Source organism: Bacillus sp. ISL-4 (assembly GCF_018613275.1).
Classification (GTDB): Bacteria; Bacillota; Bacilli; order Bacillales; family DSM-1321; genus Peribacillus; species Peribacillus simplex_E.
In genome coordinates this window covers 42625-56744 of sequence record NZ_JAGGQN010000011.1, presented here as the reverse complement: position 1 = coordinate 56744, position 14120 = coordinate 42625, and the positions used below count along the sequence as shown (strand labels likewise).

At 40.1% G+C, this 14120-nt stretch carries 18 protein-coding genes and 1 pseudogene; 14 read left to right on the top strand and 5 right to left on the bottom strand.

What is annotated here, in order from left to right; all coding sequences use genetic code 11:
* The first annotated feature begins 12 nt into the window (after positions 1-12).
* The 7 genes from J7J00_RS09170 (at position 13) to J7J00_RS09140 (ending at position 5306) form a co-directional block, all read left to right on the top strand.
* A complete protein-coding gene (locus J7J00_RS09170) occupies positions 13-552 on the top strand; it encodes a GrpB family protein (protein WP_214790060.1) in 540 nt (179 codons plus the stop codon).
* A complete protein-coding gene (locus J7J00_RS09165) occupies positions 539-1009 on the top strand; it encodes a YdbC family protein (protein WP_214790058.1) in 471 nt (156 codons plus the stop codon). Before J7J00_RS09170 ends, J7J00_RS09165 begins: the two co-directional genes overlap by 14 nt.
* A gap of 227 nt (positions 1010-1236) precedes the next feature.
* Entirely contained in the window at positions 1237-1992 is a 756-nt protein-coding gene (locus tag J7J00_RS09160; protein ID WP_214790056.1) for an AAA family ATPase, read from the top strand.
* Between the two features lie 186 nt (positions 1993-2178).
* A complete protein-coding gene (locus tag J7J00_RS09155; protein WP_214790054.1) occupies positions 2179-2559 on the top strand; it encodes a GntR family transcriptional regulator in 381 nt (126 codons plus the stop codon).
* Positions 2556-3242: an ABC transporter ATP-binding protein gene (locus J7J00_RS09150; protein WP_214790052.1), complete on the top strand. Its 687-nt coding sequence runs from the start codon at positions 2556-2558 to the stop codon at positions 3240-3242. The genes J7J00_RS09155 and J7J00_RS09150 overlap by 4 nt, the downstream gene beginning before the upstream one ends.
* Positions 3239-4069, top strand: a complete 831-nt coding sequence (locus J7J00_RS09145) for a hypothetical protein (protein WP_214790050.1) — start codon at positions 3239-3241, stop codon at positions 4067-4069. The genes J7J00_RS09150 and J7J00_RS09145 overlap by 4 nt, the downstream gene beginning before the upstream one ends.
* A gap of 28 nt (positions 4070-4097) precedes the next feature.
* The gene (locus J7J00_RS09140; RefSeq protein ID WP_214790048.1) at positions 4098-5306 is read left to right on the top strand and encodes a hypothetical protein; all 1209 of its coding nucleotides are present in this window, start codon (positions 4098-4100) and stop codon (positions 5304-5306) included.
* A 62-nt stretch (positions 5307-5368) separates the two neighbouring features.
* On the opposite strand, the gene J7J00_RS09135 is transcribed toward J7J00_RS09140, so the two are convergent.
* Genes J7J00_RS09135 through J7J00_RS09125 form a run of 3 tightly spaced genes read right to left on the bottom strand, consistent with a single transcriptional unit; the run spans position 5369 to position 7421 of the window.
* Entirely contained in the window at positions 5369-6568 is a 1200-nt protein-coding gene (locus J7J00_RS09135) for an MFS transporter (protein ID WP_214790046.1), read from the bottom strand.
* Between the two features lie 12 nt (positions 6569-6580).
* Positions 6581-7000: a MarR family winged helix-turn-helix transcriptional regulator gene (locus tag J7J00_RS09130; protein ID WP_214790130.1), complete on the bottom strand. Its 420-nt coding sequence runs from the start codon at positions 6998-7000 to the stop codon at positions 6581-6583.
* A 58-nt stretch (positions 7001-7058) separates the two neighbouring features.
* Positions 7059-7421, bottom strand: a complete 363-nt coding sequence (locus J7J00_RS09125; protein WP_214790044.1) for a hypothetical protein — start codon at positions 7419-7421, stop codon at positions 7059-7061.
* Here J7J00_RS09125 and J7J00_RS27980 point away from each other — a divergent pair.
* Positions 7398-7768: pseudogene (locus J7J00_RS27980) on the top strand (VOC family protein). The gene J7J00_RS09125 and the pseudogene J7J00_RS27980 sit on opposite strands and share 24 nt — an antisense overlap.
* 226 nt (positions 7769-7994) lie before the next feature.
* On the opposite strand, the gene J7J00_RS09120 reads toward J7J00_RS27980, so the two are convergent.
* Positions 7995-8522, bottom strand: coding sequence for a DUF6944 family repetitive protein (locus tag J7J00_RS09120; protein WP_214790042.1), 528 nt, complete (start codon positions 8520-8522; stop codon positions 7995-7997).
* 130 nt (positions 8523-8652) lie between these two features.
* Here J7J00_RS09120 and J7J00_RS09115 point away from each other — a divergent pair, with 130 nt between their 5' ends.
* From J7J00_RS09115 to J7J00_RS09105, 3 genes are all read left to right on the top strand, one after another.
* A complete protein-coding gene (locus tag J7J00_RS09115; protein WP_214790039.1) occupies positions 8653-9132 on the top strand; it encodes a DUF4306 domain-containing protein in 480 nt (159 codons plus the stop codon).
* 267 nt (positions 9133-9399) lie between these two features.
* Positions 9400-10047 carry a pentapeptide repeat-containing protein gene (locus tag J7J00_RS09110; RefSeq protein WP_214790037.1) on the top strand — a complete coding sequence of 216 codons (648 nt, stop codon included), beginning with the start codon at positions 9400-9402 and terminating at the stop codon, positions 10045-10047.
* Positions 10048-10259: 212 nt separating this feature from the next.
* Complete coding sequence (locus J7J00_RS09105; protein WP_214790035.1) at positions 10260-10946, top strand: VOC family protein; 687 nt, start codon at positions 10260-10262, stop codon at positions 10944-10946.
* A 252-nt stretch (positions 10947-11198) separates the two neighbouring features.
* Here the strand turns inward: J7J00_RS09105 and J7J00_RS09100 are convergent, their stop codons facing one another.
* Positions 11199-11399, bottom strand: coding sequence for a nucleic acid-binding protein (locus J7J00_RS09100; protein ID WP_098373010.1), 201 nt, complete (start codon positions 11397-11399; stop codon positions 11199-11201).
* 222 nt (positions 11400-11621) lie between these two features.
* On the opposite strand from J7J00_RS09100, the gene J7J00_RS09095 reads away from it, so the two are divergent.
* From J7J00_RS09095 to J7J00_RS09085, 3 genes are all read left to right on the top strand, one after another.
* Entirely contained in the window at positions 11622-12899 is a 1278-nt protein-coding gene (locus J7J00_RS09095) for a family 8 glycosyl hydrolase (RefSeq protein ID WP_214790033.1), read from the top strand.
* 45 nt (positions 12900-12944) lie between these two features.
* Complete coding sequence (locus J7J00_RS09090; protein ID WP_141994605.1) at positions 12945-13340, top strand: VOC family protein; 396 nt, start codon at positions 12945-12947, stop codon at positions 13338-13340.
* Positions 13341-13705: 365 nt separating this feature from the next.
* Complete coding sequence (locus J7J00_RS09085) at positions 13706-13951, top strand: hypothetical protein (RefSeq protein WP_214790031.1); 246 nt, start codon at positions 13706-13708, stop codon at positions 13949-13951.
* The last annotated feature ends 169 nt before the right edge of the window (positions 13952-14120 follow it).

Sequence of the window (14120 nt, the reverse complement as noted above, 5' to 3'; positions counted from 1 at the left end):
AAGGAGGCTTTCATGAGAAAGGTCGAGGTCGTACCATATAAGGAAGAATGGTCCAAGCTATTTCATGATGAATGCCAAAAATTACAGGATATTTTCGGGCCTGGATTGATAAAGTTATACCATATTGGCAGTACAGCCATCCCGGCAATCCATGCCAAGCCAGTAATAGATATTTTGGCAGTGGTAAAAGATGTGGAATGTGTGGCTGATTTTAATAAGGAGATGGAAGAGATAGGGTATGATGCCAGGGGGGAGAACGGAATCTCTGGACGGCGGTTTTTTCGTAAAGGCGGGGATGAGAGGACGCACCATATTCACATGTTTCAAAAAGGACATGAAGAAATAGCCAGACACCTCGCTTTTCGGGATTATTTGCTGGCACACCCTGAGGAAGCACAAAAGTATAGCAGGCTGAAGCAGCGCTTGGCAGCGGAATTCCCAGATGATATCAAAGGATATGTAAACGGGAAAAATGATTTTATAAAAGAGGTTGACGAAAAAGCGGAACATTGGGCGAAGCGTGGTGATCATCATGTTAATGAAGTGGATTAAATGCCAAGTGAATGAGGAAAACAAGCGTTCATTCTCAAAGGCACAAGAGGGATGGGGGGAATTGCGCCAATGTTCTGGTTTCATGGGACAAATCGGAGGGTGGAATAGAAATGAACCCTATGAAGCAGGCATTCTCTCCGTTTGGGAAGATCTTTATTCTTATCATAGTTTCATGCAGCATCAGCATGATGAAATAATTGGGAAGAGTGACCAAGGAAGTACATATACAAGTATTTCTGTCGATATATACGAGAAAATGTTCAATAAAGGAACAAAAGACATTACGGAATTTTTTGGCAAGGGAAATTACTTCGAGTGGCTGACTGTTCTGTTGAAAATGATAAACAAGCCGGATTTGAGCAGGTGCAAAAGGACATATGGCACTGGGCATGCTATCTGGTGCAATCGGAAAAAGGCAATCCGGGAGATACCTGGCCACTTCATTATGGGACAATGAATATTCACATCAACGGTATGTGGATAAGGAGTTGGCTGCCCTGATAAAGGAATCGGGAGTGAATACAGGAAGTTTATTTGAATTGCATCCAAAGTGGGCGGTCATTTAGAATTAAATATTATCAATCTATCAATTTTGGATAATCAATGGCGTCTTGGTTTGCAGTGTAATGTAAGAATGATGGACATTTCAGCGCTCCAAATATATTCTACAGAAGGTGATAACAAATGAAACTAGATTATGATTCACAGTACATCAGGGGCATCTACCTGAATAGAGACCGAATATCTTCGTATGACCATTTCCCCCTTGACCTGCCGGTTATCAGGCACCTTCAAGAAGTGGCTTTTCATCCCAGTGTTACCTATGTTATCGGGGAAAATGGAATGGGAAAGTCCACTTTGCTCGAAGGCATTGCGATTGCGTATGGCTTCAATCCGGAAGGCGGAACGTTGAATTTCAATTTTTCCAATTATGATTCACACTCCAATTTGGACGAATACCTCCGTTTGAAAAAAGGCGTGTACAAACCGCAGGATAATTTTTTCTTTAGGGCGGAAACCTTTTATAATTTAGCTACGAATATAGAGGAATTGGACAGGGAGGCTTCGTTCGGGTCGAAAATCATCGATTCCTTCGGTGGAAAATCACTTCATCAGCAATCTCATGGGGAATCGTTTTTTTCAGCTTTTGTAGAACGATTTCAAGGCAATGGATTGTATATCCTCGATGAGCCTGAAGCTGCTTTGTCGCCATTGAGACAAATATCGATGCTGGCCAGGATAAATGAGCTTGTTCAACAAGGTTCCCAATTCATCATTTCCACCCATTCCCCGATCATCATGGCCTACCCGGATGCTAAAATCCTCCAAATTTCAGATGAGGGAATGAGTGAGGTGACTTTAGAGGAGTCCAATCACTATTTGCTAATGAAACAGTTTTTTGAAGATAAAGATCGGCTGCTGCATCATCTATTCGAATGAGATTTAGCATCTCCTTTTAAAAAACCCCGACTGCACTGCGCATTCGGGGTTTTCATTTTGTTGAAATTCATTATTGACAGTTTAAGTGTATTACGGGTATAGTACATCTATAAGGTGTATGAACCACTTAGTACATACACGCAAGACACTATGCATATCTTTTTAAATAAATAGGGGGTGGTTTTAATGAACGTAAATACCCGGGAACCGGTATATCTGCAAGTCGTTAGGCATTTTAAAGAACAAATAGCCATAGGTAAATTCGAGGCTGGCCAGGAAATTCCCTCCCGAAGAGAACTGGCGGCTACACTGAACATAAATCCTAATACTGCTCAAAAAGCGTATAAAGAAATGGAGGAACAGGGCTTGATTCACACTGAACGAAATTTCCCCAGTCAAATCACGACGAATGAAACGATTTTACAGGCTGTGAGGCAGGAATTGATTTTGGCAGCCGTCGATACGTTTGTCGATGCGATTCGTCCGATTAATGTACCAGTTGATGAGCTGCTTCGTGTGGTTAAAGAAAAATACTCGGAAGAAATAAGGGAGGAGGAAGAAAAATGATAGAAGTAAAAAAGATCTCCAAGAATTATGGCCGGAAAAAGATCTTGGATAGTGTTTCATTTACAGCTAATAAAGGGGAAGTCACTTGCCTGATCGGGATAAATGGTGTCGGTAAAACGACAACACTCAAAGCGATCATGGGATTAACGCCATATAAAGGTGAAATCCTGATCGATGATCAAAAGATGACTAAGGATAGTTATGAAAAAATCACCTTCATTCCGGACGCACCGACCATGCTTCCGCAAATGACCATTAAACAGGCCATGGTTTTCATGTCAGATTTCTATACGTCCTGGAATTCGGAAAGGGCTAACCAACTGATGGGGTTTTTCAAGCTTAAAGAGGAAAATCGCATTTCGGAATTGTCAAAAGGGAATACAGCTAAGCTCAACCTGATGCTTGGTCTGTCCCTTGACGTGGATTATGTACTGATGGACGAACCATTTTCGGGAATCGATATGTTTAGCCGCGAGCAAATTGCCGATGTCTTTGCGAGCCACCTTATTGAAGATAGAGGAGTCATCATCACGACCCATGAAATCGGTGATATTGAACATTTAATCGATAAGGTCATTTTATTGGATAACGGTACAGTACTTAAAGAGTTCAATACAGAAGAAATGCGGGAAGAGGAAGGAAAATCGGTAGTCGATGTAATGAGAGAGGTGTATCAATCATGATGCGATATATAAAACTAGTGAATTTTGAAATCAATCGATTCAGTAAAATCTATATTAGCTTATTGTTGATCACCTTGGTTTCGCAATTTGCAGGAGTGTTCTTCGTTACGAAGAGTCTTCTAAATGATGCCAGGGATATCATGGCGAAAGAAAGACTATCCGAAGCCGCTTATATTGCCAATTATGGAAGCATTGATTTTAGCCATATCGCGCATACCCTCTTGTTTGTAGGACCGATTGCGCTGAGTGCGGTTGCCCTTATTTTTTACATTTTCCTTATTTGGTACCGTGATTGGTTTGGAAAGAATACATTCATTTATCGTCTATTGATGTTACCGACATCCAGATTATCGATCTACCTTTCCAAAGCTACGGCCATCTTCTTGATGGTGTTGGGAATGATTGCTTTCCAGATCATCATTTTGCCAATGGAAAATGCGCTGTTTAATTCAAATGTGCCACAAGCGCTCTTGAATGAAATGTCAATTTCCACCATCACGAAAATCATTCCGATTTTGTCATTGATCATCCCGAGTACCTTCACGCAATTCCTGCTTTCCTATGGCATCGGTCTTATGATCATGTCGATATTATTCACGGCGATCATGTTTGAAAGGAGTTTCCGTATAAAAGGTTTCATTTTGGGCTTGGTGTATTGCGGAATCGCTGCAGTGTTGTTTTTAGCTCCAGTTTTCGTAATGGAGTTTGGGGATTTTTATTTTTACCCTAATGAATTATTTGGCCTGCTGCTCGCATTAGGAATCATCGTGACGGGATTATCGGTTTGGCTTGGTTCTTGGTTATTGAAAAATCGCGTTACCGTATAACAAAAACTATTAAAGGAGAGTGAACAAGGTGAAACGTTATTTATGCAGCATCATTATTGGAATGGTTGTCATCTTAAGCATCGGGACCTATTATGTCAAAGTAGCTTCCTCCGCTTCCAGCCTTCCAAAGTATACGTTCAAGACACTGGAAGGCAGTGATAAAGAGCTTGATCCGGTGATTATAAATGCTACGCTTGAAAATGGTAATTTTTATGAACCATTAAGATTTGAATCCAATACAACCACATATGCCAGTGAAAGTTCTTACTTTGAGAACTTAACTGGAAGACAAGATCATCAAATTGAAAGATTAATAAAAGAACATCGTTCGTTTATGCGTGGCAAGGATTCCATTAGTTCTTTATATGAAGACGATGATTTCCTGGCTTACGCTTGGGTGAATAGCGAATTTACGAATAACGGCAAGATGGAAGCGGAGTTTGATATCGGTTTACTGGAGAAGAAAGACGAAGAGGAGACTTCTTTCCAAATTGAACTTCCCGATCAAGAGAGAATCATGAATGTTGATGTCAGGGATGTGCAGTTGGTTCATTCAAAACTACAGGTGTTAACGATGATTGATGTGAATTCAAACAATGAGAAGCAAACGAAAGAAGTTCATCTGTATACGATCGATTTAGCTAATAAAAAAGTCTTGAGCGATAAAAAGCTTTTATCTGAAACCTTTACTAACCCTAATCAAGTTGATTTTGAAATGCCAATTGATGTTGCTCCTTCCCAGCCAAACAACATGGTTTTAATTTCATTAATTAAAGGAGTAAATCATGAGGAGGGTCCCTTTGAGGAAAAACTAAAAGAAAGCAAACTGTTATCTTATAATTATGAAACGGAAAAATTAGAAACGGTTAAAAAAGGATCGCTTAGCCTGGACTTGGCAAGATCAGGATATGCAGACGGGAAAAACCTTTATGCAGTTGAAATGAAATCAGGTAAATATCGCATTAAAACATTTGACCTCAGCAGTCAAACGTTAACGAATGATACGGAGCTGGATATAGCTGCTAATAAGGAAGAACAATATACCGCTGCCTTTAAAAACGGGCGTGTGTACTTCCTATTAAACGAAATGAATCAAGAGGGCAAATCAAGCAAGCCTGCCAAACTTCTGATAGCAGATTTAAAGACTGGAAAGACTTTATATAAAGGTGAAACAGTCATAAATAAAAACAACAGCAAAAGTTTTGGACTTTATATTGATGACCTGGAAATAAAATAAGGACCTATTATCAATGAAAAAGGGATATCCCCCAATGGGATATCCCTTTTGTTGATTATCATTTAAATGGAAGCCAAGTTCCCTCTGGCTGCACGTTCCTTCTTGCCGTGCAAGAAGTAGTAAAGGACGGAGGTTGCGATGACCACAACGCCCAGGATGACATAAAGTGTGCTGTAACCTGTTACTGGAATGATGAATCCCAGAATATAAGGGCCGAATCCAAGTCCTGCATCAAGCATGATAAAGAAGGTGGACGTTGCCATCCCCATTCGGTGAGGCGGTGTCAGTTTAACGGCAATCGCCTGCGAGCTTGATTGCATATTACCGAATCCAAGGCCGATGAGGAAACCAGCTGCCAGTAAAGTGAAACTATTGGTTGTGATACTTAGAAGCAGCAAGCCGATCCCGAAAAGCATGAATGCCGGATACATAATGAAGTTCGATCCTTTGCGGTCCATTAGCGGTCCTGAGAAAGGACGTGATACCAATACGGCTACTGCGTAAACGACAAAGAAGAAGCTTGCTGTATTGACCAGATTGATTTCGATGGCATAGAAACTGATGAAAGAAAGGACGCTGGAATAACAGAATGCCAATAACAAAGTAATGATTGAAATGGGCAGTGCCTTAGGTTCAATGAAATTGGAAAGCTTGAACCCTTTGCTTTCCGTAACTTTTGCCGTCACTTTCAATGCCGGGACATATAGGAAGAATGCAGTAATTAAAGAAATCACCCCTAAAGCCAGGCAGAAACTGAAAATCACTTGGAAGCTTGTATGTTGAGCCATATACAGACCGATGAAAGGACCGATTGCCGTCGCAAGTGTCGCGCTCATGCTGTAATAGCCGATGCCTTCTCCCTTTCGTGTTGCCGGGATGATCTGCGCGACGATCGTTCCTGTCGCAGTACTCGCCATGCCCATCGCCATCCCATGGATTAGGCGGTTAACAAGCAGGAAGCCAATTCCAAGGTCCACAAAATATAGAAGTGTTGTCAAAGTGAAAAAGATCAAACCTATGAATAATGTTTTCTTGCGGCCGATTGAATCAATGAAACGGCCAATGAACAGACGTCCGATTAACGTCCCGATAATAAAAATACCCGATATGAGTCCGGCTTCGCTAGTAGAAGCATCCAATTCATTAACAGCATAGATGGCAAGTGTCACCATCAGTAAATAAAAGATTAATGTTATGAAAAAATTGATGGACGAAACGATGACAAAGTCCTTCGTCCACAGTCTGGCTCTGGATTGATCCATGTTATTATCCCCTTACTTTATAATGTTATTTCTTATTTCGCCCATGATACGTATGGCTGCAAGTTGTTCCTCTTCAGTGATTCCTTTCAAGATGTCCTGTTCGTATTGATCGATTGTCACGCGGACTTCGCTGTAGATATTATTGCCAAGCTCAGTAAGCCGCATTCTTTTCTCGCGTTTATCTTTGCTGGGCACATGCTCGACATACCCCAGTTCTTCCAAGCGGGCAATGGTCCTCGTAATCGTTGGTTTTTCCACACCTTGATAATTGGCAAGCTCTACAAGCGTTGCCGAATCATAATTGAATAAGAAATGTAAAATCGACCATTGCGCCCTGTGTAAATCATGCTTGCCCAGCTGGATATTAAGATTATTTTCAAACGGACGGTACAGCAGCAAAAATTGCTGAAAGAACTTTTGGTAAGTCTCTATCAGAAACACCCCTTATTCACAATATATAGTTACCCTTAGTAATTGTTACCCTCGGTAACTATAATAACAAAACAAATCCATTCTGTCCACTCGGATTTATATTTTGTAAAAGCACCAAACTCATGAGTAACGCCCATTTACGAGTAAAAGGCGGAAACTCACGAGTAAAAGGCGGAAACTCACGAGTAAAAGGCGGAAACTTACGAGTAAAAGACGTAAACTCACGAGTAAAAGGCGGAAACTCACGAGTAAAACGTTGAAACATACGAGTAAAATAGCAGAATTCACGAGTAAAGCGCCGAAACTCACGAGTAAAAGGCGGAAACTCACGAGTAAAAGGCGGAAACTCACGAGTAAAAGCCTCAAACTTTCGATTAAAACGCACCAAAAAGCGATCATAAAGGTAGATGACAGGTGTCATATTGATCTATATGTTTCAAATTTAAAGAGGACCATTGATTTTTGGGGCTGGTTTTTGGACGAGATGGGCTATGTCAGGAGTGGGAAGACGGGGAGAGTTGGAGATTGGGTGAGATGTTCATGGTTTTATACAAGCTTGAAACAAGGTTTCTTGACTAGGGGGTGAGTGGGTCTGCGACTTCCCGTCATCAGGTTGATGAGATCACCAGAAAATTAAGGGACAGATGAGTTACCATCCTTTATGCCGACAAGCACCCATTCGCCGGTGGGAAGGAACATTACGCTGTTTACTTTGAAGACCCAGGTAGGATGAAAGTTGAATTGGTGGCACCTAAGTATTTTCGTTAGTTGGTAAGATGAAGGAAAATGGCAAAGCAACTGCACTATATGATAAATAAAAGCTAACGACATCCATCTTTAGCTAGCCTTTAATCAGGTATTAATAATTATTATATGAATAGGGATAGGAATTGCCGTTTCCATTTTTCGGATTTTCCTCGTGTTTCTCTTGTTCAATGTGTTCAACCTCAAGGGTAATGGCATCAATTAAGATAAATGCACCAATAACTTGAATTCAGCTACCGACCAATAGAATCCGTTCTCCAATTACACTTTTTTCGTTTAAAACGTAAATATTACCGATCGCTGCTAAAAAAGAGCCTAAAGAAATGAAGCTATTTCCTGTAATTGCAAGGGCCCTATAGGATGAATCCTCGTCTATAGATGCACCTAGAGCTTCAAAAGCTGCACCAAGCCCTTGGACTCCACTGCCAAGGGCATCTATTTTTGTTCCCTCTTCCTCAGCACCATTCAGTTCAATACTTACTCCAACTGCATTTGTACTATTACCAGCAGCCTCAAGCCAAGCACCGAAGATGGTATATATTTGTGCTAGATCCCTCTCTGATTTTAACAGCTTAGTTCTCCCAATGGCTTGCAACGAGTTTCCGAAAGCTTCAATCCCATTTCCTTTAATGATTAAATCTTTCCCAAAATCGCTGTGGGTGAAAGTTTGCCGGGTCTGCCCGATTGCATCAATAAGTCCACCAATACCTAGTATCCATGCTCCTGAAAGAAGAGGATCTTCTCCACGTATAGTCATATTCTCAAACACTCCTTAAAAGAGGGTATTTTATATTATTCATAAACCAGTGTTTGTTTACATATTGCTTTAACCGGCATATTTAAACATAAACCAATTATTGGTATAATGGCAGCTGGAGGAGATGAGATTGACTTTTAATAATTTTTTGCAATTAATTACCGCTGCATTTTTCTTTATGGTTTTTACATTTTGTACCTGGTATGAAGGAAGCGAAATTCTGGATAACCCTTGGGAAAGGAAGTATTCCACGCATTTCACACAAGTAAATGATGATCAAGCGATGGATGCATATGATATTTCGAATTTCGATTATTTCGTGTATGCCGCAAAATTCAAACCATTATTTCCATTTCTTATGGTCATCACAGCATCGTACTTAATCATACTTACGGGATATATCCAATTCAAAAGAAGTATTAAAAAAATGGCTCTTTTCTTGTTGGGATTGGGTGTCCTTTTTCTGCTTTCAACTGGTTTTGTATCCAATTCCCCAACTGTGGGAGGGAATATCTTTCAAGCTTTCTTTCTGATAGGCGGGATGATGGCCATAATAGGTGCAGCGCTATATTATTTCCTGATGCCAACAGGATTACATACTGAAGTTTAAAGTTGAAAAGTTGCCGATGAGGCAGCTTTTTTTTTGCAAAATGTTGATGGAAGATGACACAAAATAACGAAAAATAATAGTCATTTTTGCGAAATTCTTAGATTGAACTTCACTGAAATATAGCTTACGGTTAGTATATTACCAGCGGTGGACCCATATCGGTTCAGACCTTTAAAATATAAATCATACCGTTTCCGGTAAAGAAGTGTGATGCAGTTGGAAAAAAGTTATCCAGTGATTGAAGAAATAAAGTGAAAAGGTGATAAGATGTCAGGCAAAATCAGAATTGAACAGCCAAAGATCCCTCAAGACTTAACTCAAACGAACTTTCAGGAAATATATTATCAAGATGAGCCTTATCTGGATTCATGTATTATAACCAATTGTACGATCGATAGAGAAAAGATGGACAAAATCGTATTATCACAGGTAGTTTTTAAAAATGTGACATTCAGCGATGTATCATTCAGGAATATCGAGCTGACGGATGTCATTTTCGATCATTGCGATTTGACGAATGCTGATTTCATGGGCGGCTCGATTCATCGGGTGGAATTCAAAGAGTCCAAACTATTAGGCATTAACCTGTCTGACGCGAGTTTAGGGAATGTCTACTTTGAGAATTGCAACTTGAATTTAAGTGCTTTTGGTTATTCCAGCTTAAAGCAAGTGAAGTTCGATCATTGCTCATTGGAAAGTGCTGATTTTTATGAGTGTAAATTCATCAAAGTGAAGTTCGAAACATGTAGATTAAATGAAGTGAACTTTTCCCGGACACCCCTCAAAGGAATTGATATTAGCAGTTCTACATTTCAAAGGCTTACCGTATCAATGGAAGATTTAAAGGGATGTGAAGTTTCCCCGGACCAAGCGATAGTATTTGCAGCCATGCTGGGCCTGAAAATTAAAGAGTGAACCTTTTAAGATGAAAAAATGACTCAATGGAGCTGACACGAGGGACCACCGAATTTGGTGGTCCTTTTTGAGTTGGCATGTCGCTAATTGTTGGCGATTTGTAGTAAAAATGGGCAGCGTGTATATGAATATATGATTTTGAAAAGTACGGAATGTTTGCACAAATACAGGATTGCTTTACAATATTTGTTAGGTAGAAGGGGGGGTGAACGTTGATTATCAATAAGGTCACTTTGTATAGTCATGCATGGGAAGAAATGCGGAATTTTTATGTTGATGTGTTAGGATTTGAGTTATTATCGCAAACTGATGATGTTTTTGAAATTAAGGCAGGGGAAAGTGTGCTTGAAATTAAAAGATTTCATCACAAAGAAAAGCCTTTTTATCATTTTGCCCTGAACATTCCAACCAATTTATTTACATCGGCAAAAGCCTGGGCGAAATCAAAAGTGGAATTGACTATAGAAGATGATTATGACGAAGTTTATTTCAGCCATTTGGACGCACATGCTTTTTATTTTACAGACCCTTCAGGCAACATTGTCGAGTTCATATCGAGATATTCCGTATCACCCAAATCCGAGGCTAAGTATTTTTTAGCTCAAAACGTCCTGTGCATCAGTGAAATAAACATTACGACAGATGAAGTAAGGGCTTTTGGAAATCAGTTGATCAGAAATGGTGTACCTGTAAGGAATGGTGAATCGATAAGTGAAAGTGGATTGAATTTCATGGGGGAATTTGAAGCAGGTTCGTTTTTACTTTTAGGTCCAAGGAAACGGCGGTGGATTTTTTCGAATAAAGAGTCGGAAATCTTTCCGCTTTCGATAGTCATAAATCAGCAACTGTATATTTCAATGGATGGCAAAGGAGTTATGGAATTGAAAAAAGTAGAATGATGTAGGTTTTATATTCATTCGATCGATTCAATCATGAAAGCTAACGCAGAAGCAGGGCTGCCTGCCATTGATGTATCTCCAAACCACCATTTAATCTTATTACTGATTCATGTATAAACTTATTACTATTAATACCAGCTTTCTTTAAATAAGGCTATGATAAGCATAATCTGATATTTCTTCCTTACATAAATATATACTTGCTAACTTACTATCCTCACAAACGTCAGTTAGCTGTATATATTTATATTTTTACTTAATAAATTCTCTAAACTCATCAATATAGAAAGCTACATAACCGCAATTTGGGCATACAGATGCTTTAGGGTTTGCAGAAACACTACTGAAAAGTCCTTTCTTTTGACTAATCTTAATTCCATACATTCCGCCTTGAACATTTACTTGGCAATCATCTATCATTTCAGTTTGGCACTGATTACAGATTCTTTTCATTAAAACACTCCTTTTTAAAATACTTAAGTAGAAACACTCAGAATTCGACGTTTATAATAACATAAATATCCAAAATAACTTATGATATAGTGCAATTACATAAGAAAAGTCATGTTTAATAGAGGAAGAATTGGTGACATATATTTTAACAGCACCATTTTTATGTTCATAGCCTAACATACAATAGCAGTGAATACTGCAGCATAACTCAAGGAGACTGCCATGAAAAAAAGAAGTTTATTGATAGCATTGGGCGTGATCGTTTTTGGGATCATTGCTTCGATAGCATTGGTACCTCAAACCAAACAGAAAGAGCTTGTCGGTAAAAGGGCATTTCCTCAGCATACTGTCTATCAAGCGGGTACGATAAAACCTGACAATGTTTCACAGGGGGAGTTGGATGCTGGCGTAGCGAATTTTTATAAAGCCTGGAAAAATGAATATCTTAAGCAGCCAGCTGATGAAAATGATCAATATTATATTTTTTACAATGATAAAGGATATGCAGAGCCCAAGAATGCAGTGACCGTCTCTGAAGCGCATGGGTATGGGATGATGATAACGGCAATCATGGCAGGCAGCCAGGACAAGCAATACTTCGATGGTCTTTATCGTTTTTATAAAGCCCATGGAAGTGATAATGACCCTTCCTTAATGGCATGGCAGCAAGTTAAGGATAAGTCGGGTAAAATCATCAATACGCCAGGGGACGCCAATTCAGCAACTGATGGCGATATGGATATCGCCTATTCGTTGTTATTGGCCGATCGCCAGTGGGGAAGTGAAGGGGAAATCGACTATCTTGCCAGTGCAAAGGACATCTTGGCTGCGATCATGTCGAATGAGATAAATCGGTCGCAGTCCTTGGTTAAGCTAGGGGACTGGGTGGAAGATAAAGGTGAGGTATACGGACAATCGACTCGTTCATCTGACCTTCTTCTTAATCATTTTAAGTCATTTGAGGCGGCAACCGGGACTGATGAATGGAAAGATGTAACGGATAAGGCTTATGCGGTCATTCATTCGATTTATGAGGATAAAAGCGGCAATACAGGTCTTATGCCGGACTTCATTGTACAATCCAGGGGAGAATATCAGCCGGCTCATGCTGATTTTTTAGAAGGGGAGAATGACGGCAATTACAGCTGGAACAGCAGCAGGACACCATGGCGCTATACACTCGATTTCTTACTGACTGGTGATGAAAGAGCCCTGCCGCAATTGAAGAAGATGAATGATTGGATTAAAGCGGAAACGGATGGCAATCCTGAAAATATCCAATCCGGCTATACGCTGAGCGGAAAAGCCGTGGAAGAAGGGAATAGTACAACCTTCGTTGCTCCATTCATGGTGAGTGCCATGGTTGATTCCTCCAACCAGCAATGGATCAACGAATTATGGGATAGGACGATACAGAAACAAGACGATGATGACTATTTTGCCAATACGATAAAATTACAGACAATGATCGTGGCTTCAGGTAACTGGTGGGCGCCGTGATTCAATGAAGAAACTTAATTAGAGATGAACAGGAGTTTGATGAGAATGATGAAAGTCACACCTTTCTTGATGTTCGAAGGAAATGCGGAAGAAGCAATGAATTATTACACATCTTTAATCGAAGGATCGAAAATAACCAGCATGATACGGTATGGTGCCAATGAAGCAGGTACAGAGGGGAGTGTCATGCAGGCCACCTTTACCTTGAAAGATCAGGAATTTATGTGCATCGATAGCAATGTTAAGCATCAATTTACGTTTACACCTTCGTTTTCAATATTCCTTACATGTGATAGTGAAGAGGAAATTGACAGGCTTTATTCGAGCTTAGCTGATGGAGGACAAGAGCTTATGCCATTGGGTGATTATTCCTTTAGTAAGAAGTTTGGATGGATATCTGATAAATTTGGTGTTTCCTGGCAACTTACTCTCCCAATATGACTGATGTGAAAAAAGCCACTGGATAGTGGCTTTTTTTCAGTTTGTTGACCAAAGGTGTTCGTAAGTGACACCCCGGACCATGAGGCGTGGATGGTCGAAAAAAGTGCGGTGAAGGTCGAATCTCGTGAGGGTTACAGTAAAAAACATGAAGGATAATTAGTCTTGTTTTAAAACCATGGTTTGGGATGAGACACTTCCGAACCTCCTTTTGTTGAAAAAAGGGTTTCTATCTGAATTTTTTAAACAAGGTTGATTGGAACGGAAGGTGCGAGACTCCTGCGGGAATAGCGCGTCAAAGGGAGACCCCACAGGCGCAAAGGCGCCGAGGAGGCTCCCGGACCGCCCGCGGAAAGCGAGTACCTGGAGTGAAATCAGTAGTACAACCAGGTCTTATTAAAAAAGTTGGTTCGCAATTTTTTCGACCTTACCTGAAGAAATTTGCGACACTCCTGCCGAATAACTGGTTAGCCGAGAGCCCACAGTCGCTTGCTTTGATGAGGCTTGGAAGACAGTCGGCGGAAAGGGAGCTGATTTCTGAAATCACTTGGAATGTAAAAAAACTGAAGAGACTCTTGTTCCCTATAAGGGATGAAAAAAATTTTTACCAGTAAAAATTTTTTTACTGTTTAAGACGGATTCCCACATCAATAACACGCCGATGCATCCTCGATAATACGTTTTGCCCAACTGCTTTCCTTGATATATACCCCATTCACTCCGCATGTTTCTGAAAATTCCAACATTGGCATGCGGATTGCTAGATTAAAAGTAATATCACAT

Coding starts and splice junctions, on each gene's coding strand:
- J7J00_RS09170 (WP_214790060.1), top strand. CDS start 13: ATGAGAAAGGTCGAGGTCGTACCATATAAGGAAGAATGGTCCAAGCTA.
- J7J00_RS09165 (WP_214790058.1), top strand. CDS start 539: ATGAAGTGGATTAAATGCCAAGTGAATGAGGAAAACAAGCGTTCATTC.
- J7J00_RS09160 (WP_214790056.1), top strand. CDS start 1,237: ATGAAACTAGATTATGATTCACAGTACATCAGGGGCATCTACCTGAAT.
- J7J00_RS09155 (WP_214790054.1), top strand. CDS start 2,179: ATGAACGTAAATACCCGGGAACCGGTATATCTGCAAGTCGTTAGGCAT.
- J7J00_RS09150 (WP_214790052.1), top strand. CDS start 2,556: ATGATAGAAGTAAAAAAGATCTCCAAGAATTATGGCCGGAAAAAGATC.
- J7J00_RS09145 (WP_214790050.1), top strand. CDS start 3,239: ATGATGCGATATATAAAACTAGTGAATTTTGAAATCAATCGATTCAGT.
- J7J00_RS09135 (WP_214790046.1), bottom strand. CDS start 6,568: ATGGATCAATCCAGAGCCAGACTGTGGACGAAGGACTTTGTCATCGTT.
- J7J00_RS09125 (WP_214790044.1), bottom strand. CDS start 7,421: ATGACACCTGTCATCTACCTTTATGATCGCTTTTTGGTGCGTTTTAAT.
- J7J00_RS09120 (WP_214790042.1), bottom strand. CDS start 8,522: ATGACTATACGTGGAGAAGATCCTCTTCTTTCAGGAGCATGGATACTA.
- J7J00_RS09110 (WP_214790037.1), top strand. CDS start 9,400: ATGTCAGGCAAAATCAGAATTGAACAGCCAAAGATCCCTCAAGACTTA.
- J7J00_RS09100 (WP_098373010.1), bottom strand. CDS start 11,399: ATGAAAAGAATCTGTAATCAGTGCCAAACTGAAATGATAGATGATTGC.
- J7J00_RS09095 (WP_214790033.1), top strand. CDS start 11,622: ATGAAAAAAAGAAGTTTATTGATAGCATTGGGCGTGATCGTTTTTGGG.
- J7J00_RS09090 (WP_141994605.1), top strand. CDS start 12,945: ATGATGAAAGTCACACCTTTCTTGATGTTCGAAGGAAATGCGGAAGAA.